General features: G+C 29.6%; 17 protein-coding genes. 4 read left to right on the top strand and 13 right to left on the bottom strand.

What is annotated here, in order from left to right; translation table 11 throughout:
• Positions 1 to 22: 22 nt before the first annotated feature.
• The 3 genes from ACULEV_RS05330 to ACULEV_RS05320 all read right to left on the bottom strand — a co-directional run bounded on the left by ACULEV_RS05330 (position 23) and on the right by ACULEV_RS05320 (position 2,501).
• Positions 23 to 1,048, bottom strand: coding sequence for a quinone-dependent dihydroorotate dehydrogenase (locus ACULEV_RS05330; protein ID WP_445457636.1), 1,026 nt, complete (start codon positions 1,046 to 1,048; stop codon positions 23 to 25).
• Positions 1,049 to 1,228: 180 nt separating this feature from the next.
• Positions 1,229 to 1,723: a hydrolase gene (locus ACULEV_RS05325; RefSeq protein WP_445457635.1), complete on the bottom strand. Its 495-nt coding sequence runs from the start codon at positions 1,721 to 1,723 to the stop codon at positions 1,229 to 1,231.
• A 4-nt stretch (positions 1,724 to 1,727) separates the two neighbouring features.
• Complete coding sequence (locus ACULEV_RS05320) at positions 1,728 to 2,501, bottom strand: MBL fold metallo-hydrolase (protein WP_445457634.1); 774 nt, start codon at positions 2,499 to 2,501, stop codon at positions 1,728 to 1,730.
• A gap of 108 nt (positions 2,502 to 2,609) precedes the next feature.
• Between ACULEV_RS05320 and ACULEV_RS05315 the strand changes: the two genes are divergently transcribed.
• Positions 2,610 to 4,067, top strand: coding sequence for a TonB-dependent receptor (locus tag ACULEV_RS05315; RefSeq protein ID WP_445458521.1), 1,458 nt, complete (start codon positions 2,610 to 2,612; stop codon positions 4,065 to 4,067).
• 160 nt (positions 4,068 to 4,227) lie between these two features.
• On the opposite strand, the gene bcp is transcribed toward ACULEV_RS05315, so the two are convergent.
• Positions 4,228 to 4,680 (bottom strand): thioredoxin-dependent thiol peroxidase, encoded by a 453-nt coding sequence (gene bcp / locus ACULEV_RS05310; protein WP_445457633.1) that lies wholly within the window; start codon positions 4,678 to 4,680, stop codon positions 4,228 to 4,230.
• Between the two features lie 70 nt (positions 4,681 to 4,750).
• Here bcp and ACULEV_RS05305 point away from each other — a divergent pair, with 70 nt between their 5' ends.
• Complete coding sequence (locus ACULEV_RS05305) at positions 4,751 to 5,410, top strand: endonuclease III domain-containing protein (RefSeq protein WP_445457632.1); 660 nt, start codon at positions 4,751 to 4,753, stop codon at positions 5,408 to 5,410.
• 20 nt (positions 5,411 to 5,430) lie between these two features.
• Here the strand turns inward: ACULEV_RS05305 and ACULEV_RS05300 are convergent, their stop codons facing one another.
• The 7 genes from ACULEV_RS05300 to ACULEV_RS05270 all read right to left on the bottom strand — a co-directional run bounded on the left by ACULEV_RS05300 (position 5,431) and on the right by ACULEV_RS05270 (position 20,557).
• A complete protein-coding gene (locus ACULEV_RS05300; RefSeq protein ID WP_445457631.1) occupies positions 5,431 to 5,574 on the bottom strand; it encodes a hypothetical protein in 144 nt (47 codons plus the stop codon).
• A 53-nt stretch (positions 5,575 to 5,627) separates the two neighbouring features.
• Positions 5,628 to 6,212, bottom strand: a complete 585-nt coding sequence (locus ACULEV_RS05295) for an RNA polymerase sigma factor (RefSeq protein WP_445457630.1) — start codon at positions 6,210 to 6,212, stop codon at positions 5,628 to 5,630.
• Between the two features lie 259 nt (positions 6,213 to 6,471).
• Positions 6,472 to 11,535 (bottom strand): glycosyl hydrolase family 18 protein, encoded by a 5,064-nt coding sequence (locus ACULEV_RS05290; protein ID WP_445457629.1) that lies wholly within the window; start codon positions 11,533 to 11,535, stop codon positions 6,472 to 6,474.
• Positions 11,536 to 11,706: 171 nt separating this feature from the next.
• Positions 11,707 to 13,767 (bottom strand): beta-N-acetylhexosaminidase, encoded by a 2,061-nt coding sequence (locus ACULEV_RS05285; RefSeq protein WP_445457628.1) that lies wholly within the window; start codon positions 13,765 to 13,767, stop codon positions 11,707 to 11,709.
• Between the two features lie 165 nt (positions 13,768 to 13,932).
• Entirely contained in the window at positions 13,933 to 15,870 is a 1,938-nt protein-coding gene (gene nagB, locus ACULEV_RS05280; protein ID WP_445457627.1) for a glucosamine-6-phosphate deaminase, read from the bottom strand.
• A gap of 59 nt (positions 15,871 to 15,929) precedes the next feature.
• A complete protein-coding gene (locus tag ACULEV_RS05275) occupies positions 15,930 to 17,513 on the bottom strand; it encodes a RagB/SusD family nutrient uptake outer membrane protein (RefSeq protein WP_445457626.1) in 1,584 nt (527 codons plus the stop codon).
• Positions 17,514 to 17,524: 11 nt separating this feature from the next.
• On the bottom strand, positions 17,525 to 20,557 hold the full coding sequence (locus tag ACULEV_RS05270) for a SusC/RagA family TonB-linked outer membrane protein (protein ID WP_445457625.1): 3,033 nt from the start codon (positions 20,555 to 20,557) through the stop codon (positions 17,525 to 17,527).
• Positions 20,558 to 20,856: 299 nt separating this feature from the next.
• Between ACULEV_RS05270 and ACULEV_RS05265 the strand changes: the two genes are divergently transcribed.
• Together ACULEV_RS05265 and ACULEV_RS05260 are read left to right on the top strand one after the other, a co-directional pair.
• Positions 20,857 to 21,897 (top strand): sensor histidine kinase, encoded by a 1,041-nt coding sequence (locus ACULEV_RS05265; RefSeq protein WP_445457624.1) that lies wholly within the window; start codon positions 20,857 to 20,859, stop codon positions 21,895 to 21,897.
• Positions 21,887 to 22,585 carry a LytR/AlgR family response regulator transcription factor gene (locus tag ACULEV_RS05260; RefSeq protein ID WP_445457623.1) on the top strand — a complete coding sequence of 233 codons (699 nt, stop codon included), beginning with the start codon at positions 21,887 to 21,889 and terminating at the stop codon, positions 22,583 to 22,585. Before ACULEV_RS05265 ends, ACULEV_RS05260 begins: the two co-directional genes overlap by 11 nt.
• Before the next feature lie 71 nt (positions 22,586 to 22,656).
• Here the strand turns inward: ACULEV_RS05260 and ACULEV_RS05255 are convergent, their stop codons facing one another.
• Together ACULEV_RS05255 and ACULEV_RS05250 are read right to left on the bottom strand one after the other, a co-directional pair.
• Positions 22,657 to 24,063, bottom strand: coding sequence for a carbohydrate-binding protein (locus ACULEV_RS05255; RefSeq protein ID WP_445457622.1), 1,407 nt, complete (start codon positions 24,061 to 24,063; stop codon positions 22,657 to 22,659).
• 24 nt (positions 24,064 to 24,087) lie between these two features.
• Positions 24,088 to 25,980: a glycosyl hydrolase family 18 protein gene (locus tag ACULEV_RS05250; RefSeq protein WP_445457621.1), complete on the bottom strand. Its 1,893-nt coding sequence runs from the start codon at positions 25,978 to 25,980 to the stop codon at positions 24,088 to 24,090.
• Between the last annotated feature and the right edge of the window lie 21 nt (positions 25,981 to 26,001).

Below are 26,001 nucleotides of genomic sequence, written 5' to 3'. Positions count from 1 at the left end.
AAAGATAGGAAAGAAATCTATTTTACGAAATCGTTTTTGCTTTTAAAATAGCTTTATTTATGTCTTTAATTAACTTTGGTCCTTCATAAATAAATCCAGTATATAACTGAACTAAACTTGCACCAGCTTCTAACTTTTCAAGTGCATCTTTAACAGTGTGAATACCTCCAACTCCAATAATAGGAAACGATTTATTACTTTTCTCAGAAAGAAAACGAATCACTTCTGTAGAACGATTAGTCAATGGTTTTCCTGATAAACCACCTGTTTCTTTTTGATTTTCAGATTGTAATCCTTCTCTTGAAATGGTTGTATTTGTGGCAATTACACCTGCGATTTTCGTTTCATTAATAATATCAATAATATCTAGCAATTGTTCGTTAGTTAAATCAGGTGCGATTTTAAGTAATATGGGTTTTTGTACTGGCTTAGCCAAATTTTTTTCTTGCAACGTTTGAAGTAGTTCTGTTAAAGGCTTTTTATCTTGTAATTCACGAAGATTAGGTGTATTTGGAGAACTCACATTTACCACAAAATAATCAACATGAGGAAAAAGAGCTTCAAAACAAATCTCATAATCCTTTACAGCTTCTTCATTTGGAGTACTTTTATTTTTACCAATATTTCCACCAATTAAAACTCCATTATTCTTTTTTAACCGTTCAACAGCTTCTAAAACTCCACCATTATTAAATCCCATTCTATTAATAATTGCATGGTCTTTTTTTAAACGAAATAATCTTTTTTTAGGATTACCATCTTGACCTTTAGGAGTTAATGTTCCTATTTCAATAAAACCAAAACCAAAGTTAGAAAGTTCTTTATATAACTTTGCATCTTTATCAAAACCTGCTGCTAAACCAACAGGATTTTTAAATTTTAATCCAAAAACTTCCGTTTCTAATTGCTTATTTTTTACTTCATAAATACTATTAAAGATAGCACCAAAGCCTAATTTATTTAAAAAGCGAATAAGCGAAAAGGTAAAATAATGCACTTTTTCTGGATCAAAAAGAAAAAGTATTGGTCTTATAATTAACTTATACATATTTAGTAGTTGTGTGGTATAAAATATAGAAAATACCTAATAAAAGACTGTCCAAAAATAGTTGTTTTCTCAATCTGATTGTTTCAGTTTCTGAATAAGGTTAATAAACCAATTATTAAAAATTCTGATTTATATAAGCAAACAAAATGACACGTTCAGACTTTTCAGACAGACTCTTTATTATTTCATTCTTTGTTTTTCGTAAAGAATTGTTTCAACAGTTTCAAAATCGGTAGATTTATCCTCGTTATGAAAGTATTTTACTAAAATTTGCCCCCAAAGTTCTGTGTTAGAAAATTCAGCAATAATCCATCTGTGATTTAAAACTTTTGCTTTATTAATTATAAAGTTTTTACCATCTATAGGCTCATAAGGAATTAAAGGATTTCCTTTTGGCTTAGTATTTAAATCTAGAATATCTTCATTTACTTTTTGCATCACTTTTAAATAATCTAAGTTATTAGAATAAAAGTAATCTTGAGCATCTTGATCTTTTTCGATATCGAAATAATCATTATAGCCTACAATTGAAATGGAATCTCTAGCAATTTTCAATCTATCTTTAGTCAATTGAACTTCTTTTTCTTTTGCATCTAAAATCTTATTAGAATTTACATACTGAAAAATATTAAGCAAAAGTGAAAGAATAAATAAGTATAAAAAAGTGTTTTTCATGTGGTTAAATTAAAATTTCTAAATTATCGTAAGCTACAAAAACATTTTCTGGTAATTTTTTCTGAATTTCTTCATGAAAACCAAAAAGATGACTTATGTGTGTTAAATAAGTTTTTTTTGGTTGAACCAAAGATATAAAATCTAAGGCTTCTTCTAAATTAAAATGTGCATGATGCGGCTCTTCTCTTAAACAATTTATAACCAACACCTTACATTCTTTTATTTTATTAATTTCAGCAATTTCCACAGTCTTTACGTCTGTTAAATAAACAAATTCACCTATTTTATAACCAAAAACCTGTAAATTTCCATGCATAACATTTATAGGTTCAATAAGTTGATTTTTGATTTTAAAATTGCCATTCTCTTTTACTTCGATTGTAATTACTGAAGGTGTTCCTGGATATTTATTTTCGTTTTTAAAAATGTAATCAAATCTTCTTTCTAAATTCTCTAATACTCGATTATGTGCATAAATAGGAATATCACCTTGTTTAAAATAAAAAGGACGAATATCATCTAACCCAGCTGTATGATCTGCATGTTCATGCGTCATCAACAAAGCGTCAATTTGGCTACATCCAGATGTTAACATTTGTTGTCTAAAATCTGGACCACAATCAATTACAATAGAAAAATCTTCCGAATAAACCCAAACTGAAACTCGTAATCTTTTATCTTTACTATCATCACTAAGACAAACTGAATGATTGCTACCAATAACAGGAATACCTTGAGAAGTACCAGTTCCTAAGAAATAAACATTTAAAACCTTCATATTGTACAAAAATAATAATAATTGCACTATTTTTTATCATTTTAATTAACTTTGCATAATTAGAAATTACAACTACTATTATCCTAAAGAATAGATTTAATGAAAAGTATTATTACAGACATAAAAGTAAGAGGTGATAAAGCTATTGAACAAATTCCTTCAATTAAAGACAAAGCTTTACGTATTAATTTAAACGAAAGCATTTATGGTACCTTTGCTGAAATAGGTGCTGGTCAAGAGACAGTACGACATTTTTTTAGAGCAGGTGCTTCTTCAGGAACAATTGCAAAAGCCATGTCTGCTTATGATAAGGATTTTAGTGATGCTATTTATGGTATAGAAAAAGATGGTAGATATGTTACTGAAAGTAGATTAAAAAAAATGCTTTCTCATGAAACAACACTAACAGAAAGCAGACTAAAAAGAGATAAACATCCAAATAAAATTTTCTTTAGTTATGCTAATACTGTAGCAACAATAGATTTTGCAAAACAATATAAAGGACATGGTTGGGTAGGAATTAAATACCAAGTTGAGCCAGATGAAGATTATAATGAAATTACACTTCACATTCGTTTTAAAGAAACTGATGCAAAATTACAACAAGAAACATTAGGCATTTTAGGTGTTAATCTAATTTATGGTGCTTTTTACAAATACAATAACCCTAAAAAATTATTACGTTATCTATATGATCACTTAGACAAAGATCAATTGGAAATTGATACTATTAATTTTTCTGGACCTCGATTTGCTGAAGTAGATAATCGATTAATGAGTTTGCAATTAGTTAAAAATGGAATGACCGATGCCGTCATGTTTGGTCCAGATGGAAATAATATTTTACCAGCTGCTGTACTTTACAAAAAAAACATCCTAGCATTAAGAGGAAGTTTTAGACCTGTTACTAAGGTAAACATGAATATGTATATGAAATCATACAACATGTTTATAGAAGAGAAAAAAGTAGATGTTGATAACACATTTGTTGTCTTTGAAATTACACTTTCAAATCTTAAAGCTGAAGGTGAAATTGATGAAAGAGATTTTCTAGATAGAGCCGAATTATTATGCTCATTAGGACAAACTGTAATGATTTCAAATTTCCAAGAATATTATAAAGTTGTCGAATATTTTTCTAATTATACCAAAGCTAGAATGGGATTAGCCATGGGCGTAAACAATCTAGTAGACATTTTTGATGAAAAATACTACAGACATTTATCTGGTGGTATTTTAGAAGCTTTTGGAAAACTCTTTTATCGTGATTTAAAAGTGTATTTGTATCCCATGAAAGATGATGAAGGTAATTTAATTAATTCTGAAAACTTAAAAGTGCACCCTAGAATGAAAGAATTATACAAATTCTTTAAGTTCAACGGAAAAGTAGTGGACATTACTGATTTTGACGAAAAGAATTTGGATATATTTTCAAGAGAAGTTTTAAAAATGATTGGAAATGGACAAGAAGGTTGGGAAGATATGCTTCCTGAAGGAAATGCTGAATTGATAAAAAAACACCGATTATTTGGTTACCAACCTGTTTCGAATGAAATAACTAAATAGAAATAAAAAGACTATAGTACATAACTAAAACTTTAACAAGAACGGCAGAAAAGTTGTATCCAACTTATAAAGAGTAGTCGTATATTTGTAACGGTTAATAGCAGTAATTTTTTCTACTCGAGAAAAAGTTTAAAAGCCGAAGTATTCACTTCGGCTTTTTTTATTTTAAAATTTGAGCTGCGTGCTCTTTTGTTTTTACTTTTTCAATAACTTCTTCAATAATTCCTTTTTCATCAATAATAAAAGTAGTTCTATGAATACCATCATATTCTTTTCCCATGAATTTTTTTGGTCCCCAAACTCCAAATGCTTGAATAACTGATTTATCTTCATCTGCTAATAATGGAAATGGTAAATCATATTTTTCAATAAATTTTGTTTGAGCTTTTGCACTATCAGCGCTTACCCCAAGTAAAGCGTAGTTATTAGTTTTAAAGCGTTCAAAATTATCTCTTAAATCACATGCTTCTGCTGTACAACCTGGAGTACTTGCTTTTGGATAAAAGAAAACTACTAATTTCTTCCCTTCATAATCTGCTAAAGTATGTTTTTTACCTTCTTGATCTAATCCTGAAAAGTTAGGAGCTTTATCTCCTTTTTTTAATGTTGTCATTTTATTTATTTTACTATGTTAAAAGTTTAACTTTGCGTTAAAATTATTATTAGACTATAAAAATACAAAAATGACAAAGAACGAAAGAGTAACATTTGTTATAAATACGTTAAACGAATTATATCCTGAAATACCAATTCCATTAGATCATAAAGATCCTTACACCTTATTAATTGCTGTTTTACTTTCTGCACAATGTACTGATGTTAGAGTAAATCAAATTACACCTTTATTATTTGCAAAAGCAGACAATCCATACGACATGATAAAAATGAGTGTTGAAGAAATCAAAGAAATCATTCGTCCTTGTGGTTTATCACCTATGAAATCTAAAGGCATTCATGGATTATCTGAAATTCTTATTGAGAAATACAATGGAGAAGTCCCTCAAAGCTTTGAAGCACTTGAAAGTTTGCCAGCAGTTGGTCATAAAACAGCAAGTGTTGTGATGAGTCAAGCCTTTGGAGTACCTGCATTTCCTGTAGACACACACATTCATAGATTAATGTATCGATGGAATCTAAGTAATGGAAAAAATGTACAACAAACAGAAAGAGATGCAAAACGATTATTTCCAGAAGAAACTTGGAATGATTTACACTTACAAATTATATGGTATGGAAGGGAATACTCACCAGCTAGAGGTTGGTGTTTAGAAAAAGATATAATTACAAAAACGATAGGTAGAAAATCAGTTTTAGAAGAATATCAAAAAAAGAATGCTTCATAGACTATTATGAAGCATTCCAATTAATTAGCAATAATCTCAAAAGACATCTTACCAATTTTTTTAATACTTAAAGCTTTTGAATAATTAAGTATAAACGCAATTGTTTCTTTCTTTGGTAACATGCTTTGTGAAGCTAATTTTTCTTTAGAGTAAAGTTTTGCCATTAATTATAATATTTTATTAATAATTTAATAACGGCAAAAAAATAATTTTATTATTAATTAGTCAAAATAATTTGATTTTTCTCAATAACCTTTCTCAAATTCATTAAAGCATAACGCATTCTTCCTAATGCTGTGTTTATACTCACTCCTGTTGAATCGGCAATTTCTTTAAAACTTAAATCTTGATATATACGCATTTGTAGTACTTCTTTTTGATCTTCAGGAAGCTCTTCAATTAATCTTGACAAGTCAAATTCAACTTGATCTAGAATAATTTGGTCTTCAATGTTTAAGTTATTATCTGTTAGATAAGAGAAAACCGAATGCTCATCGTTGTCTCTTTGCATTGGCATTTTTTTCGATTTTCTAAAATAATCTATAACTAAATTATGAGCGATTCGCATTACCCATGGAAGAAATTTCCCTTCTTCATTATACGATTTCGACTTTAATGTTTTAATTACTTTAATAAATGTATCTTGAAATACATCATCACAAACATCTCTGTCTTGAATTTTAGTATAAATAAATCCGTAAATTTTTGATTGGTGTCTCTCAATTAAAATACCTAAGGCAGATTCTTCACCTTCAATATAATTTTTAACCAGAAGTGCATCTGAAATTAAACTATTAGCCATAATAATACCTTTTAAATTAATTTGGGTTAGTATTTTTAAAAAGTATTTTTATTATATAAGCTTTAGTTTTTAGTGATTATTGAGTTCAAATTTAACATTTTTTTTTATTAATAAACAAATACACAATAAAAAATTAACAATTGAGTTGAAAAAAAATTCAATTTTAACACAATATAGTATGTAGTTTAAATAAAAAATCCCATTATATCAAATGATGTAATGGGATTTTAGTAACAACCAAATTTAAATATTGAGAGAATTAATATACTTTAACTTCAGTAACAATTCCTTCATTATCAATAATTTTGACAACATAGACTTGTTTGTTTGTAAATGAATCATGTGAAATTTCAACTTTATTATCCGTTCCATTATAATTTTGAGAAACAACTAACTGTCCAAAAAGATTATAGACTCTAACTTGTTGTATAAGAGAATTTTTAGTTTCAACTTTTAATTTATTATCATAAAGAAACCCTTTAGCAGAATTTTCTTTAGCTCTATTAATAGTATTGGATACAATAGGTGAAGCTAAAAAATAAGAACCATAGGCATTTGAAAATTCATAAGCTAAAGCACATGAAGCAGCTGCATCCCAATTCACAGACCAAGTCATTACGCCTCTTAAGTCTGGATATGGACCACCCGATTGCATTGTGTAAGTCCTTCCTGAAAAATCAGTTCCAAATCGTAAATAGTTCAAAGCCTTAATTCCTTCGGTTGGAGATAAATATCCTGTTCCTGCAGCTCTTTGACACGCAGGTAATCCTACAATCACTTTTGAAGGTGGTAAAGCATCAAAATGAAATCCTGTTGTGCCTACATTAAACCCTTTCATTAGCATGTCTGTCATAGAGGTTATAAAATTTGGTGTTGCTGAAAAATAGTTTTGATTATCTAAACCACCAACTGGACCAGTATTATACAATTGAACCATCAGCAAATCTAATTCATTTCTTAAATTGTGTAATACGGGTAAAAATGAACCAGCAGTTCCACCATAACTTTGATAACCAACTTGAACATAAAATGTTTCTGGAGCAGATGTCAATATAAATCCTGGTCCATAAAATTGTTTTAATTCTTTGAAAGCATCTACTATATTTTTAAGTCTTGGATATGTTGAAATTCCATTATACGAAAAATCGGTTAAACCAGCCGCTCCAAAATCCATTGAACCTCCTTCAAAATCAATATCAACTCCATCAAATTGATACTCGTCTATTATGCTTTTTAATCCATTAACAAATATATTTTTTTGTGCAACTGTTTGTAAAACTACATGCCCATTTTGACCTCCTATAGATACAATTACTGGAACTCCACTATTTCTTAATGTTTGAATATCATTTTTCAATAACTGTTTATCAAAAACACCATTAGACAAATATCTATTGTCATTTGTTGTCAAAACTGGTGTATAACCATCTCGATTGACCGTTTCCACGAATGCATAGGCAACCACATTAAATTTGCTTCCTACCATTTGATTAAAATACATGAATGTAGCTTCAGCATTTTCCCATGAATGAGCATATCCTAAAACCACTTTAGAAGGCAACGGAATGAATCTATTATTTGATATATTCGATATCGTAATGGTTTTATTTAAACTTGAAATAGCTTGCAAATTATCTGTTGCACTAATAACCACAGGATAAGCTTGATAAGCAGTTGGCATAAAGTTATAAGTAAAAGTCCCATTTACACCAGCTATCATTGCATGTGTACTTCCATTTATTGTGATTGTTACCCCTAAAATAGAACCATCAGTGTCTGTAGCTGTTACAGAAATTGGAACTACTTGAAACGAATTTTGATTTATAGTTGTATTTGATGGGCTAATCCACGTAATAACTGGTAATTGATTTGGACAGTTTGAACCTAAACAAGTTAAAGTAAAATTATAAGTTTTAGTATCTGTTGTACCATTTGAAGCTGTGGCAGTTACTGTTAAGACATGATTTCCAGAAAACTGATTAGCAACTGGTGTCCAGCTAGCATTATAATTACTTGATGAATTTATACTACTTAAATTTTGACCATCTAGACTAAATACAACTGAAGAAATTGTAGTTCCATCGTTATTACTTAAACCTACATTGGCCACAAAATTAATAGCTTCTCCTAAATTTAATGAAACTGTAGGACTTGTTGGTGCTGTAATTGTAACAACTGGTGCTGTTGCAACAACACTTTGCGTGTTAAAATTAAAAGTTTGCGGTGTTGTAGGAAGATTTGCTTGAGGGTATGATGGCAAATAAGTAACATCATTGTTTTCCCATGCATTCAACTTCAAACTTAAATAAGTGTTATAACCACTTAAAGCTGCATTTTCAAAATGATAATTGCCTTGTGCATCTGTTAGAGTTGATAAATTTACCCAATTGTGAGTGTTATCTGTCCATGGTAAAACTAAATCGACTTTTGCTCCTGCCACAGGAATTGTTCCATCTTTTACTGTTCCACTGATTAAATAAGTAGAATTTGAAACTTGAAGTATAAAATCTTGAGTTTGATTGGCACTTAAATTAGTAAATGAAGCTAAAGCAGGTAAAAATATTTGACCGCTATTTGATGCTGCTACCGAATAATTTTGATTAGGAACTAAGCTTGCAAAGGAGTAATTACCACTACTGTTTGTCGTAGTTGTGCTTGCTACTCCATTATTTGTTAATGTAACTGTAACTCCTGATAAAGCTGTAGTTCCGTTTTTAACAGATCCAGAAATTGATACTGTTTGATTTGGACAGTTTGAACCTGAACAAGTTAATGCAAAATTATAAGTTTTAGTATCTATTGTACCATTTGAAGCTGTGGCAGTTACTGTTAAGACATGATTTCCAGAAAACTGATTAGCAACTGGTGTCCAACTAGCATTATAATTACTTGATGAATTTATACTACTTAAATTTTGACCATCTAGACTAAATACAACTGAAGAAATTGTAGTTCCATCGTTATTACTTAAACCTACATTGGCAACAAAATTAATAGCTTCTCCTAAATTTAATGAAACTGTAGGGCTTGTTGGTGCTGTAATTGTAACAACTGGTGCTGTTGCAACAACACTTTGCGTGTTAAAATTAAAAGTTTGCGGTGTTGTAGGAAGATTTGCTTGAGGGTATGATGGCAAATAAGTAACATCATTGTTTTCCCATGCATTCAACTTCAAACTTAAATAAGTGTTATAACCACTTAAAGCTGCATTTTCAAAATGATAATTGCCTTGTGCATCTGTCTGAGTTGATAAATTTACCCAATTATGAGTGTTATCTGTCCATGGTAAAACTAAATCGACTTTTGCTCCTGCTACAGGAATTGTTCCATCTTTTACAGTTCCACTAATTAAATAGGTAGAATTTGTAACTTGAAGTGTAAAATCTTGAGTTTGATTGGCACTTAAATTAGTAAATGAAGCTAAAGCAGGTAAAAATGTTTGACCGCTATTTGATGCTGCTACCGAATAATTTTGATTAGGAACTAAGCTTGCAAAGGAGTAATTACCACTACTGTTTGTCGTAGTTGTGCTTGCTACTCCATTATTTGTTAATGTAACAGTGATACCTGATAAAGCTGTAGTTCCGTTTTTAACAGACCCAGAAATAGTATAGGTAACATTTGATTGAGTTGAACCAGTAACATTATAAGTTACATTAGATGTTAAACTTCCTGAAGCAATTGTTATTGTTTGTGGAGAAAAAGTAAATGAATTTTTACTGTAACTTAAAGTATATGCTAAATTAGTAGCTGTGTTTGGAAATTGCACATTCCCATTTGCATCTGAAACTGCTGTAACTGTTGAGTTATCTGAAGTCTTAGTTAATACTGTAGAAACTCCTGAAATAGCATTATTTAATTGATCTTTAAATGTGAGTTTTACAGTGACAATTGTAGGAGGTGGTGGTGTAACTCCAGAAAAAGTAGTATTTATTTGGCCTAATAGTGCAGCAGGTTCTGGGCTTCCTGGTCTTGTGTCTTGAGAAAGTTCCCAAATCATTGCACCACCTAAATTCTTTAAATTAATGAATTTTGCCTTTTCATCAATTGATTTCTTATCATCATAAGTTATAAATTGATGTGTTGTAGCATTATAAAGGTAGGGCACTTTAGCTGTGTTATCCCAATATCTAACCCAACCAGCTCCAGCCGAAGCAGGTAATAGATTTTCTGGATTAGCTGGATTTAAATAGTGATGTCCTGTGGTTCCACTATTTCCTGCAATATCGCAAAATTCTATACTTCCAGTAAATTCACAAAAACCATTATCCCAAGTGCCTTGAGGTGCTTGAGGATTTACACAGCTCCCTGTTGTTCTAGGTGCAGAAACAAAAAGACCTGGTAACGAAGGTATAATTCCATTATTAGCTACTGAATTAAACATTTTGCCATAAAAAGGAATTCCCATTACTAATTTATTACTAGGAATCCCTAATGTGTTTAAATAAATATTGGTTAAATGGTCTAAAGATTCATTATTAGCATTTAAAGGGTCATTTGCATTTCCACTTCCATATAATGGAGCATTGTAACAAGTTTTATCATACCAATTACCTCCTAAATCGTAACCAAAAAATGTAATAAAATCACAATAAGTGGTAATATCATCAGTCATTCCAAATTGAGCTTTATTTCCAGGTCCAATAAACTGATTAGGGACATTCACTACGCTGTTTCCAGCTGCAATAGATATTAATTTGTTAGGCATTGCTAAACGCATTTCCTTTAGTAAATATACTAAATTCTTATGGTCATTTGGTGTGTGAGGTTGTGCAGGTGGAGTAATACCGCCTATTACTTCTGTTCCATCAATTCCTCCAACAATTGGAAATTCCCAATCAATATCAAATCCATCTATAAATGGGTATGTTGTTAGAAAATTAGCCATGTTTTGTGCAAAAGCTGCTCTTGCTACAGGTGAAGCTGCAATTCCTGGCAAATCCTGTGATTTTGTCCAACCTCCAATAGATATTAAAATTTTTAAATGTGGATAGGTTTGTTTTAATTGCATTAAATCATAAAAGTTACCTTTCGGAACTGCGTTCCAAGGAGCTCCACCTTCAGTATGTTCAAAATCTGCATAGGTGTCTAATGACTTAATTTTTGCACTTTGAGGATTTGCTGGATCAAATTCTGTTCCAAAAAAAGCATACATAAGATGTGTTAACTTGTTTCCGTCAATTTTAGAAACATTAAAATCTCTTGCGTAAATTGCCCATTGTGCATAATAACCAATCACTTTTTTGTTATGATTAGGTTGTGCATGCATTAGTAATGGACAAATCAGTAAGAAACTTAACAAATAATAAAGTTTTCTGATCATTTTGTTTGTTTTTAGTTAGTAAATTGTTTGTTTGTTAATTGCAAAAATTACAATCAATGTGAATTTACAACCTAAAAAAAACCTAAAAAAAATAAATCAACCAAACGCATAAAAAGTTAAACAAACTGCATGAATCTCTCAATATTATGTATTTAATAAAAAAGTATATTTTTAATTAAGATTATCTATTATTTTCTCCAAACCACTGCAAATTGCTAATTCAACATCGGCATAGTTCTTTGAATTACATTTAGCAAATAGTTCATTAAGTAACGATTTATCTATTTGCTTTTTATCTTCAAAAGCAAATAATAATTCTTTTGACAAATTGCTTAAACTTTGAGAAAGCGGTAAAACTGGCTGAATTAATGGAGCATTCTCACTTAAATGGACTAAATCTGAGTGCATAAAAATCCATTTTTTTAAATAATGATTAATTCTACTTAAATCTTCTGGTTTTTTCTCTTGCAAATATTTATCAACTAGCTCATTAAAATCGATAGCATTTGAAGCATCCGAAGTACAAGCATCTGCAAATAAAGTAAATGGAGAAAACATCTGATATTCTGTTCCTCCTTTATTTCTTGTATAAATCTTTAAAGGTTCGCAAATATTAGATAAATTTTCTAGTGAAGAAATATCTTGATAGTTACTAATGTTCCTTAAAATCATCTTTTTATTTTTAATATGACTAATTCCAAGTTCCTCTAATCTATTAGAAACAAATTGTAATCTCTTTTTCATGCTTTTTAAATTGATAGCTTTTTCATTTGACCAAAATAACTCTGCAATAGCTGCTGTTCTAGGCCAAATTCTAGAATCAATATTTTTAGATGTAACTAATTCACTCCACATTGTAACTTCACCTCCTAAAATTCTATCTTTTTCTTCTTTTGTTAAAACTGCTTCTTTTGGAATAATTGGAGAAAGATAATGGTCATTTACACTTTGCATTAAATCAATATAATAACCATTTGACAATATCGTTTTATATCCTTTTTTTGCTGCATTTATTAATGATTCTCCAGCTGGTGAACCTTCATTTGGACCTTTCCATGAATGAATTATGGTTCCTTTTGGCATTTTATCGTTCATGATTTCTTCCCAACCTATGATTTCTTTATTATGCTTTTTTAACATTGGTACCAACTTTAAGGTAAAAAAACTTTGTAATTCATGATTGGTTTTAAAGTTATTTTTCTCTTTAAATTTTTGAATTACTGGATTTGCATCCCAATCTTTTCCTTCATTTTCATCACCACCAATATGAAAATATTTTCCAGGAAATAATGGGCAAACTTCGTCAAAAATTTCGCTTAATAATTTGTAGGTTTCAGGATTTGAAGGATCTAGTGTAGGAGTAAAAACACCCGCATTTCTTTCAATAGTATATTGTGTTTGCTTTTGCTCTTTAGGGTCTTTTACATATTTACTTCCTATTTCTGGATATGCGGTTAAAATAGCTGTAGCATGACCCGGAACATCAATTTCAGGCACAATTAATATTCCTCTTTCATCTGCATATTTTACAATGTTTTTTATTTCTTCTTGTGTGTAATAATTGCCATCTGAAGCTAATTCGGTTAATTTCTTTTTATTCTTTAATTCAATTCTCCAACCTTGATCATCCACTAAATGCCAATGTAAGACGTTTAATTTTACTGCAGCCATAGCATCAATATTTCTTTTCATAACATCGACAGGTTGAAAATGTCTGGCTACATCAATCATTAAACCTCTCCAAGTGAAAGTTGGAAAATCTGAAATTATAAGATTAGGAAAATAAAAAGAATTACTATCGTTTTGCAATAATTGCAACAGTGTTTCCAAAGCATGTAATACACCTATGTCTGTTGTAGCATTAATAGTAATTTTATTTGAAGTAATTTCGATTTTATAACTTTCATCTTCATTTATTCCAACACTACCTTTTTTAAGACTATTAATTTGTAATTGTGCATTAGGCTCTTCATTTGTCTTTTTTATATAACCTTGACTAAAAAACATTCCTGTTCTTCCATCTAATCTGCGTAAAAAATTAGTAGTTCCAGTAAAAACTCTAGGATTAACTACTCCTGTAATATTAACTTTAAAATTGCTTTTTAAAAGAAATTTACCTTCGTTTAAGGCAATATTTTGAGGCCAAGGCATTAGGTTTAATTGTTCTATTTTTGTTTGGGAAAAAGCATTTGAACAAAATAAGATCAATATTATAAAGTTTTTAAAATTCATTTGTTTTTTATTTGCTTAAGTTTTTAAATTACTTTTTTATTTTAAATTATTTGTTGTAGAGTTTTATAGTTTTTAAAGAGTTACATACTATTTAAAATGAGAAAGAAGAGAATGAAAAATTCACTCTCTTCATACTTCTCTCCCTTAACTCAAATAAAATATTTTTTAATAGAGAAATCTTTTAAATGCCTCTATTGCTTCATATTCAGCTAATCCTAATTCGTCATATAATTTAGCTGTGTTTTTATTCCTTTCTTCTGCCCTAACCCAAAATTCTCTAGAGTCGTTTCCTTGAAACATTACTCTGTCTTTTTGAGATTGGTGAAATAAAATCGCATGTCTTTTTAAGAGTACCTCATCTGGACTTAAAGGAACAGCCATATCTATATCGTGTATGTCCCATTCATGCCATGCTCCTCTATATAACCACAACCAGCAATCATTCATAAAAGATTGTGACTTTAAATTTTTCATAGCTGTAAAAATTGCATTCAAACAAACTTCATGAGTACCATGTGGATCGGCTAAATCACCCGCAGCAAATATTTGATGTGGTTTTATCTTTTTAATAATATCACTTACCATATTAATATCTTCTTTTCCTAATGGATTTTTCTTTACTTGTCCTGTTTCATAAAAAGGAAGGTCTAAAAAGTGAATATTTTCATCTTTTAATCCAATATATCTAGTTGCTGCATATGATTCTCTTCTTCTGATAAGTCCTTTCAATTTTCTAACATCTGGAATATCTATCTCATTTTCATTTTTATAGTTTAAAAAAGAAATAATTTTAGAGAAATTAATATTACAATTTTCCTCAGTTACAAAATCATTACAAACCTCAGCAAATTTTAATGCCTCTTCGTCTGTTACTGCAATATTTCCAGATGTTTGATACACCACATGAACATCATGACCTTGTTTAATTAATTTTGAAAAAGTCCCTCCCATAGAAATCACATCATCATCTGGATGCGGGCTAAATAAGATGATTCTTTTCTTTTCTGGAAAAGCTCTTTCTGGTCGGTTAGTATCATCTGTATTTGGCTTTCCACCAGGCCAACCGGTAATTGTATGTTGTAAAACATTAAACATATTAATATTCAAATTATAAGCTGAACCTTCTTGAGCTAATAAATCTGACATTCCATTATTGTTATAATCTCTATCCGTTAATTTTAGAATGGATTGTTTTGTTTTTTGGCAAAGCCAAACTATTGCTTTACTCTTTAATTCTTGCGTCCAGATACATTCTCCTACTAACCAAGGAGTTTTAAAACGAGTTAGTTCTAATGCAGCCGATTGATCTAAAACAAAAGTAGCATTATTATGATTCTGTAAGAAAGTAGCTGGAACTTCAGAACTAATTTCACCTTGAACTGTTCTTTTAATTATGGACGCTTTATTTTGTCCCCAAGCCATTAAAACTATTCTTTTTGATCTTAATATGGTAGAAACTCCCATTGTTATTGCTCTTTTTGGGACGTTATCAATACCATTAAAATCTGAAGATGCATCCGATCTAGTAATATGATCTAGCGTAATTATTCTAGTTCCAGAATTGATATGAGAACCTGGTTCATTGAATCCTACATGCCCTGTTCTTCCTATTCCAAGTAATTGGAAATCTAGTCCCCCAGCTTTTTTAATATTCATTTCATAATCAATACAATATTGATTTAATTCATCAATAGGTATTGTTCCATCTGGAATATTTATATTTTCTGGATTAATATCTATGTGATTAAATAAGTGCTCATGCATAAAATGATAATAGCTTTGTTTATTCTCTTTATTCATTGGATAATATTCATCCAAATTAAAGGTAATTACATTATTAAAACTCAATCCTTCTTCTTTATGCATTCTTACCAACTCTTCATACACTTTTATAGGTGAAGAACCAGTAGCTAAGCCTAATACGCATGTTTTATCTTTCTCTTTTTTTGCCTTAATTAATTGTGCAATTTCTTGAGCTATAATTTTAGAAGCATCAAAAGAATTTTTAAAAATTTCACAGTGAATTTTCTCAAATCTTGTTTCTTCAAATTTACCAGCGCTTTTAAAGCTAATATTCTGTTTTATTTCCACAGCACTTTTCATTTTATGTAATATTTATTATACATATTTTATTTCGGATTCCTTAAATTTTTATGTATATATTAAAAATTAGGTCCTGTTGTATCCCACCATACTCTTGTACCGCCATTATCTGGACCTCCTAAGTTTGAAATTCCACTTGCTACACCTCCTGGATTATTTGTTCTTTCTGATTGTACAAAGTTAATTCTTCTTGGTCCAAATTGTGTTGTAATAGTACCTCCACTATAATTTACTAATACGGGGAAAAGTTTTGGATATCCAGTCCTTCTATAATCTGACCATGCTTCTTGCCCTTCAGGAAAACCTCCAATCCATTTTTGAGTAATGATTTTCTGTAATTTAACTTCATTTGTATCTGCATCATCCCAAGCAATTGTTACATTATTAACTGGAGCAGAATTATTTACTGGAAAATTAGGATCTACGTAAGCAATAGGTGTTTTTACATTATCTACTTTATAAGCCGCAGCTCCCGAAACTCCTCGTTGGTTAAAAGACATTTCTATACCTTGCTCGTAAAAATCTTGAGCTGTTCCACCCATATTCCATCCTCTTAAAGCTCCTTCTGCTCTTAAAAAATAGGCTTCTGCCGTAGTCATTAAAACAATTTCATTTGAACTAACAACCGAACCTATTCCTGAGAAATCTTGATGATCTGCTTTGGCAATTAATTCGATACCTGTACGAACACCTTTATATTCACCTGGAAATTGGGTTGAAACATTAAAATAAGATGCTATTCTAGGATCTTCATAACCTTTTAAAATAGATTCCATATCGGCAGACATTCTAATGTCTAACCATGAATTACTTATTGTTGCAATTGGATTTGTATACACTGGTGATACAATTTTAAAAAGATCTTCATTTACAGTCATTACACCAAATTCATGAGCAATTGCTTTTTCTGCTTCTAGTTTTGCTAAAACTGGATTAACTTTAACAATTCTCATTGCTAATCTTAAACGCAATGTATTTGCAAATTTTACCCAAGCTTTATAATCACCATTATATCCTGATAAGTCTGTTGAAACAAATGTTGATTCTTCACCAGCATTATATCTAGTTGTCAATTCTGCAACTGCAAAATCAAGTTCTTCAAACATTTGATTATAAACTTCTTCTTGAGAATCATATTCAATAGTAGTTGCTTGCGAACCAAAATCGGAATAAATAATAGGACCAAAAGTATCTGTAACTCTATGCATACCTTCTACTTTCAAGATTAAAGATAGCGCATAAAATTGATTATACCTATCCTTTGTTTTATTAGCAATATCGTAAGCATTAAACATGACATTTCTATAAGCATAATCCCAAATAAATCCATTCCAACCATCAACCAATGAGTAGGTAGTATTATTCACACCACCAGCAAATGGTGTTGGAGTTGCCATATAACCAGACCAAATGTCGCAATTTAATCCTTGCTGTAATTGATAAACCCATTCAGGTGTTAATACTTGAATATTATTAAACATTGGAGCAAATCCTCCTTTAATATGATTAAAATCTTGTTCAAAAAGTTCAGGTGTAATACCATTAGGATTAGTATTAATCTCTTCAAAATTATCTGTACAACTACTCACTACGGTAAGAAGCGAAATAATTATAGTTGTTTTTATTATATTATAAAGTTTCATTTTGTTTTTGTTTAGAAAGTTATATTTAAATTAAGACCTATACTTCTAGTAGAAGGCAAACCATAAATATCAACACCTTGTAAGCCTTCTCCTGTACTCAATGCAATATTTGGGTCAAAAGGAGCATCTTTATAAATAAAGAATAGATTTCTAGCTATTAGTGAAACACTTGCTTTTTCAATAAAAGGCAGTAATTTAGAATTTATATTATAACCAATCGAGACTTCTCTAACACTAACATTTGTTGCATCATATACATATTCTCCAGAGATTCCTGCTCTTCCTCCCACTTGGGTATAATAGGATTGTGCATCTACACTAGTTATTGGCACTCCATCACTAGCTCTTACACCATTTATTGCTACTCCACCAGCATTTCTAGCATCTCCAGAAGCTTTAGAAACTCCAAAAGCATCATTTTGAGCTTGAGTTAAACTCATTACATCTCCACCAAAACGACCATCTAATAATATGTTTGCTGTAAAAGAACCTAATTTAAATGTATTTGAAAAGCCTAACATAAAATCTGGATTTGAATTACCCACTTCCTCGAAATCTGTTCTTTGAAATGTTCCATCATCATTTAATAATATTCTTCCTTGATCATCTTTTTTAAAGTTGATTCCTTCAATAACACCAAAAGGTCTTCCTTCTATCAACGCATATCTATAGCTATTTACACCAGCTTCAGTTAAATTTAATCTACCTCCTAATTCTGTTGGAATTCCATTTACTCTATTTTTATTTTTTGAAAAATTAATAGTTGTATCCCAAGAAAATTTGTCATTTCTTATAATTCCCCCTGTAACAATTGCTTCAATACCTTTGTTTTCTATATTTCCAGCATTAAAACCATAATAAATAACTCCTTCTCTATTTCCAACAGGTGCTAATACTTGCAAATATTGATTTTTAGTTTCTGAATTATAATATGATATTTCAAAACTTAATCTATTATTAAACATTCTCCATTCGGTACCAAATTCATATTCGGATTTTAATTCTGGTTTTAAAGTAGTTCCAGTTTTTGGTCCAGCATTAGGTCTAGGGTCTCCTATTCCTGTATTATAATAATATGTTTGTGAAGTAATAAATGGGTATATATCATTTCCCACTTGAGCAAAAGTGGCACGAACTTTTCCGAAATTTATAAACTCAGGCATCTCAACCATTTCACTTAATATTCCTGTTAATCCAACAGATGGATAGAAAAATCCTATATTATCTGAATTAACTAAAGTTGATGACCAATCATTTCTTCCTGCAAGATCTAAAAACAACCTATCTTTGTAACCAAAAGTTGTCGCTGCAAATACCGATTGAATTTCTTTTCTAGAATCTATTGTTTGATAATTTCCATTATTATTATTAAAATTATGTAATGTAAACCAGTTTGCATATTGTAATCCTGCACTAATTCCTGAGTCTAAACCTGTTTTTTGATTAATTAATGTATTAGTAATACTTGTACCAATATTTGCATTAAAACTAAAATCTTCATTAAATTTTGTAGTAATAGTAGCAATCAAATCTGCATATCTTTGTGCGCTAAATGAATTTTCGTTAATATATCTTCCGTTTAAATGAGAAAGCGTTCCTTGTGTTGTTGCATATATTTTTTTATCAAACGAACTTGTTATTCTATTATAACTATATCTTGTAGCAATACTTAACCAATCTGTTGCTTTATATGTTAAAGCTAAAGCTCCATTAAAATAATGATTTTCATCTTCTGATTTATTTCTATTTATTGCCCAATATGGGTTTTGCATAATATCTCTATTAGTCATCCAATTTTGAGCCATTAAGTTTCTTGTAGGGTCAAAAACTTCAAAATTATTTTTATAATAATTAAAATCATTTCCTCTTGGCATAAGATAAACACCTGTAAGTGGGTTAAAATAAAATCCATTAACTGGTTTATTAATAATTGATTGAGAAGTGTAATTTGCATTAGCAGCAAAAGTCAATTTATCTTTAAAAATTTTTGCTGTTTGACGAATACCAAAATTATTTTTCTTTAAATTATTTTCTGGCATAATTCCAGAAGCGCTCACATTAGCAAAAGAGAATGCAGTTGAAGAAGTTTCCGAAGCCATAGAGTAACCTAATGATGTAGTTTGAGTAACAGCTGTTTCAAAAAAATCTTTAACATGATTTCTTGTTTTTTGAGCCGCTCCCCAACTTTCATCTGCTCCAGGTGCTGCTATATAATCGGTTTGAAATTCTGGTAAATAAGCAGCTGTTTCAAAAGTGGTTACTGATGATGCTGTTATATTTACTTTCCCTATTTTACCTTTTTTAGAAGAAAGTAAAATTACGCCATTAGCACCTTGGCTACCATATAATACAGAAGCCGCTGCACCTTTTAAAACTGTCATTCCATCATAATCATCTGGATTAATTAAAGACACAACATCACCACCATCTTTATTTCCACCTGCTAAACTACCAAATGTATCATTAGGCTGACCTGAACCAGAATTTAACATAGGAATACCATCAATTACGTATAAGGGTTGATTATTACTCACGGAAGAATTTCCACGAATGATTACTTTTGTAGATCCTCCTGTTCCTCCTGCACTTTTAGTAACTGTTACACCTGCAATTTTACCTGCAATTGTATTAACAAGATTAACATCTCTTACTCTAGTAAGCTCTTCAGCTTTTATCTCCTGAGCTGAGTAAGTCAATGATTTCCTTGTTTTCTTTATACCTAATGAAGTGACTATAACTTCTTTTAAGTTAGTGGTACTCGATTCTTTAAGTTGTATTTTAATGTCTGTTTCTTCACCAATTAAAATACTTTGCGTTTCATAACCAATATAGGAAATTATTAAAGTTTCTCCTACTTTAGCTTCAATAGAGAATTTTCCATCAAAATCTGAGTCTATTCCTCTTGTTGTTCCTTGAATAACAATATTAGCAGATGGTAATGGTATACCTTCAAGGTCAGTCACTATACCATTGATTGTTTTTGCTTGTGCAAAAGAAAATTGCGATACAAAAAGAATCATAATAAGTAAAATAAATTTTTTCATTAAAATAATGTGTTTGTTTGTTAGTTAATAATGTAAATTTATTCTTATGCTATTTCAAAAAAAAATATATTAAACAAACGGTAAATTACATTCAACAAACGACAAAATTCAATCAACAAAATGTTTTTTTTGATTCATCAAAAAAGTTATAAAACAACATTTCTTTAAGAAAAATAATTATTCCTAAAGAAAAGAATTTAATTATTTTTTATTAAAAAATATAATTTTATACAATAATTTAACTAAAATTGTAAATCATTAAAACATATTTTTTATCAATTTTGAAATAAATAAATCATGTGAATAAAATAAACTTTGAAATAAAACTTAAATATCATTTTTGGTTTTGGGGTATGTACTTTATTCTAAACACATTTAGATGGGGTGCTTATTTTAATAATTATGAGTACTCTTTTAAATCTAACATTATTGAATTTACATTACATATTCCTCTAGTGTATTTCAATCTACTATTTTTAGTCCCTAAATATGTTTTAAAATCTAAATATTTAAAATATGCCATTGCACTTTTATTCAGTCTTTTTGTTATTTATTTACTAAAAACTGGTCTTACTTATTTTTTAATCTCAGAGAATATATGGCCTGAAGCTAATAGAGAATATAAACCCTTTGATATTAATCATATTGTTGCTGTTTGCATTGGTGAGCTATATGTGCTTTCAATGGCTTCCTCAGTTTATTTTACACTTACTTGGTTAAAAGAAAAAGAACGAAATAGAGCTTTAACAGAAAGTCAATTTAAAATAAAATTAAAATATTTAAAGACTCAAATTCAACCACATTTTTTTTTTAATACCTTAAATAACTTATACTCACTATCATTAGCTTCATCCGAAAAAGTACCAATGGTAATTTTAAAACTTTCTAAATTAATGGAATATGTTTTATATGACATTAAAGAGACCAAATTTGTATCTTTAATTAAGGAAATAGATTACATCCAAAACTATATTGAAATTGAAAAACTTCGCTTTAATGATATAGATGTAAGCATTAATATAAATTCAAATATAGATTCAGTAAAAGTTCCTCCATTATTACTGATTTCATTTATTGAAAATGCTTTTAAACATGGTGGAATAAATAACAAAAATTTAAGAATAAAAATCAATGTTAAGATAGATAATAATTCTATGTTAAATTTTGAGATACTAAATAATTTTGTATCTTCACAAAACCCCAAATCAAAAAAAGGAATTGGTTTACAAAACACTATAAGTAGACTAAAATTGCTTTTTAAAGATAACTTTATTTTAGAACAAAGTATAAAATTTGATTATTTTATTACTCTTTTGAAAATACCAATTTATGAAGATTAAATGTGTTTTAGTAGATGACGAACCACTTGCTGTTAAAGTACTGCAAAGTTATTTAGTTAATTTTCCTGACTTTGAAGTTACTGGCATTTTTTATAATTCTATAGAAGCATTGGATTTTATAAAAAATAATGCTGTAGACATTGTATTTTTAGATATAAATATACCTATGATGAATGGGTTTGAATTAATTAAACTAATTGATACTAAAGTAATAATTACAACTGCCTTTAGAGAATTTGCTGCTGAAAGTTATGATTTAGATGTATTAGATTATCTTGTTAAACCAATTCCTCTTCCTAGATTTATTAAATCAATTAGTAAAATTACGGCAGAATTTGATTTGAAAAATAATATTAAATCTGAAAATTTGAGAGTAGACCATCATATTTTTATTAAATCTGATAAAAAAATGATTAAAATCTTAATTGAAGATATTTTATTTATAGAAAGTATGAAAGAATACATCAAAGTTGTTACTACAGATAAATCATACATTACACTTCGATCTCTAACCTCCTTAACAGAAGAATTACCCATTGATAAATTTATTAGAATTCATAAATCATTCACAATAGCAATTGATAAAATCAAATCTATAGAAGGTAATAGAATTCAAATCCTCTCACACAAACTACCTATTGGAAGAAATTATGGAAAAGATGTTAAAAATAAAATTTTGAATAATTGATTTAACAAACAAATTTTTATAAAAAAACAGTACCAAAATTGATACTGTTTTCTTAAATAAACTATTCTTTTTTATTTTTTTATAAATTTTATTTCCTTTTTTATATCTCCTTTTTCAATTATAATAGAATAAATACCTGGTTTTAATGCAGTAACATCTAAGTTGTTGTCATTTTGTTTTGGCAAATCAATAATTACCCCTGTTTCAATAGCAATTATAGTAATTTTCGAATCACTAATATCAGCAGTAAAATGAAGTGTGTTTTGTACAGGATTTGGATAAATGACTAAATCTTTACCTTCTTCTGAAATTCCATCTCTAGATACTATATTATTTACTTTAGTAATTCTTATCCAATTTAGATTTACGCCACTATTTTGTATATAAATTCCAAAATTATAAGTTCCTGCATTTACATTTACAGTATGTGATATGGTTTGCCAATTTTGCCAACCACCAGTATTTGGGAGATTTAAAGAACCTAATTGAATACTTCCTGCATTCAAATCAGCAGATATCTTGGCACCATTCACTGCACTAGCCACTCTATATTCAATTAAATAAGAACCTGAAGTAGGAAAATTTATATTGTTATAAGCCATCCAATCACCTGTATCTGCATATCCAACATTTAAACCACCTCCAGCATCTGTAGTTGGTTCCGTTTGAACACCATTCATAGACGAGTAATTTTCTGCTTGAATAAATACAGAAGGAAGGCTAGCAGTTTTTTGGTAAACTCTAACATAATCTACTAGCATTTTTGCTGGAAAACCATTATTATCGATGTTGTAACCAGGCCAATTTCCTCCAACAGCTAAATTTAATAAGATAAAATAATTTTGATGGAATTCATTTGTGCTATTTACTCCATTTGCAATATTAACTTCGTGATATTTAACGCCATCGATAAACCATTTGATTAAATTTTCGTCCCATTCTATTGTGTAAGTATGATAAGCAGTAATATTGTTTACTGTAGTATTTCCTCCATAAGAAACATAGCCATTATGATCCCAATGAATTGTACCGAATATTTGGTTTCCAGTATTAACATGTTCCATGATATCAATTTCACCACATTTTGACCAACCAACATTAGGATCATTGATATTGTTCCCTAACATCCAAAAAGCTGGCCATATTCCTTGAAATGCAGGCATGGCAATTCTTGCTTCTATTTTTCCATATTTCCAAGATTTTTTACCTTGCGTTTTCATTCTTGCGGAGGTATAATTTGCTCCTCCATAAGATTCTTTTTTTGCAGTAATAACTAAATTTCCATTTTCAACAGTTGCATTTTGTTGTCGATAAAATTGCAATTCATTATTGCCCCAACCACTATTACCAGTTTCAAAAACCCAATCTGAACTAATCGAATTTGTGAATTCATCTTGCCATACTAGTTGCCAATTTTGACAAAAAGCTGTATTTATAAAAAAAAGTGAAATAAGAGTAATGGTTATATTTGTTTTCATATTTATTAGCTTTAATTAATCTATTTATTTTTTTACGAACTTTTTAGTTATTCTTTGCCCTTCAATTTCTAACACCACTGCATAAATTCCAGGTGCTAAAGTTGATACATCAAGACTTTTATCATTGCCAATTGGTAATTCCAAGTAAATACCTCTTTGAAAATCAATAATTTTAAGTTTAGTATTTTTTAAATCTGTAGAAAAGTTTAGAGTATTTTCTACTGGATTAGGATAAATGAGGATACTTTTCTTTTCCTCACTAACAACTTGTCTAGCTAATGCATTTCCGACTTTTGTAATTCTTATCCAATTTAGGTTAACACCACTACTTTGAATATAAACACCAAAATTGTATGTTCCCGCGTTTACATTTACTGTTTGTGAAATGGTTTGCCAATTTTGCCAAGCACCAGTATTTGGTACATTTACTGTTCCTAATTGAATGGTTCCTGCATTTAAATCAGCCGATAAACTTGCTCCATTTATGGCACTAGCTACTCTATATTCTATTAAATAAGAACCAGTAGTAGGAAAAGTAATATTATTATAAGCCATCCAATCACCTGTATCTGCATATCCAACATTTAAGCCACCTCCCAAATCTGTCGTTGGCTCTGTTTGAATCCCATTCATATTAGAATAATCTTCTGCTTGAATTAAAATGGAAGATGCGTTTGTTACTGTTCTAACTCGCAAAGAAGTTGTTACATCATTAAAATTATTATCTACCAAACAAGTATCGTCTGTATTAACAATTATTGATGAACCTGTAAAATTATTATTAGCATATAAAACTACTTCATAGCCGCTCTGAACTTTAATTGATGATATATCATTGTCTAATATACCTAATGATTGTAATTGACTTAAAGTGTAATTCCCAACAGGTAAATTCACACTATAACCTCCGTAATTGCAATGTTTATAAACAGTAGCAACACCATTTTGCGGTGGTTGAGTGCCATTAATTACTTCGTTTATAGCTGACAATAATGATTTTGAACCAGTTGCGTCTTGAGCTAGTTGCCAAATCATAACTCCACCAGCATTTTGAATTGCAAAAGTAGTTTTTTGTTTTATTGTTGGGATTCCATTATAATAAATTGTATTGGCTACTTGGTCTGTATTTTCAGCACCTGGATAAGTATTTACAATATCTGCATAAGAAATACCTTGGTTAGCAGAACTACCAAAACCATATCCATAAAAAGGCACACCTATTATTGCCTTATTGCTTGGTAAACCTCTACCTGTCCAATAATTAAATTGGTCTACTGCTAAACTATAAGGAGAGTGTTGTCCTGGATTACTTGGATTCCATGGTCCAGTAGCATCATAAGCCATGATATTAATCCAATCAAAATAGGCAAAAGTATAAGATGGCACATTTGCTCCACCATAACCTTGTGAAAGTGCTGCAGTTATTTGCTTATTATTTGCATGTAAACTTGTTGCTAAATCAATTATAAAACTCCCATAATCAGCATTTATTGCTGGTCCTTCTAAATCGACATCTATACCATCAAAATTATGGGCTATAACATAATTTGTCAATTTTTGAACAAATGATGCTCTGTTACCAGCACTCATTTGATTAAAAAAATTATCTCTTATAGCTCCTCCTTCTGAAATAGCTCCTCCTCCAATGGATACAAACACTTTTACATTGTTTGCATGTGCAGTTTGAATTATAGTATTGTTTGCTGTTAGAAAAGTTAAATTTCCATTTGCATCTGGATTTTCAAACGCAATATTTATATGTGTTAATTTATTGTATTGAATACTATTAGAAAAAGCATTTAAATCAATCCAATTTGGTATATAACCAATAACTTTTTTTTGCGAAAAGGAAAAGTTTAAAATTCCTAATAGAAAGATAAAAGCAAACTTATATGATAATTGTTGAAATTTTGTCATGATTTTATTGAGTAAAAATTA

The sequence above is a fragment of the Flavobacterium sp. HNIBRBA15423 genome, from assembly GCF_052655965.1.
This window is presented reverse-complemented; position numbering and strand designations above follow the sequence as displayed.

Coding starts and splice junctions, on each gene's coding strand:
- ACULEV_RS05330 (WP_445457636.1), bottom strand. CDS start 1,048: ATGTATAAGTTAATTATAAGACCAATACTTTTTCTTTTTGATCCAGAA.
- ACULEV_RS05275 (WP_445457626.1), bottom strand. CDS start 17,513: ATGAAACTTTATAATATAATAAAAACAACTATAATTATTTCGCTTCTT.
- ACULEV_RS05305 (WP_445457632.1), top strand. CDS start 4,751: ATGACAAAGAACGAAAGAGTAACATTTGTTATAAATACGTTAAACGAA.
- ACULEV_RS05270 (WP_445457625.1), bottom strand. CDS start 20,557: ATGAAAAAATTTATTTTACTTATTATGATTCTTTTTGTATCGCAATTT.
- ACULEV_RS05285 (WP_445457628.1), bottom strand. CDS start 13,767: ATGAATTTTAAAAACTTTATAATATTGATCTTATTTTGTTCAAATGCT.
- ACULEV_RS05290 (WP_445457629.1), bottom strand. CDS start 11,535: ATGATCAGAAAACTTTATTATTTGTTAAGTTTCTTACTGATTTGTCCA.
- ACULEV_RS05295 (WP_445457630.1), bottom strand. CDS start 6,212: ATGGCTAATAGTTTAATTTCAGATGCACTTCTGGTTAAAAATTATATT.
- ACULEV_RS05325 (WP_445457635.1), bottom strand. CDS start 1,723: ATGAAAAACACTTTTTTATACTTATTTATTCTTTCACTTTTGCTTAAT.
- nagB (WP_445457627.1), bottom strand. CDS start 15,870: ATGAAAAGTGCTGTGGAAATAAAACAGAATATTAGCTTTAAAAGCGCT.
- ACULEV_RS05255 (WP_445457622.1), bottom strand. CDS start 24,063: ATGAAAACAAATATAACCATTACTCTTATTTCACTTTTTTTTATAAAT.
- ACULEV_RS05320 (WP_445457634.1), bottom strand. CDS start 2,501: ATGAAGGTTTTAAATGTTTATTTCTTAGGAACTGGTACTTCTCAAGGT.
- ACULEV_RS05250 (WP_445457621.1), bottom strand. CDS start 25,980: ATGACAAAATTTCAACAATTATCATATAAGTTTGCTTTTATCTTTCTA.
- ACULEV_RS05260 (WP_445457623.1), top strand. CDS start 21,887: ATGAAGATTAAATGTGTTTTAGTAGATGACGAACCACTTGCTGTTAAA.
- ACULEV_RS05300 (WP_445457631.1), bottom strand. CDS start 5,574: ATGGCAAAACTTTACTCTAAAGAAAAATTAGCTTCACAAAGCATGTTA.
- bcp (WP_445457633.1), bottom strand. CDS start 4,680: ATGACAACATTAAAAAAAGGAGATAAAGCTCCTAACTTTTCAGGATTA.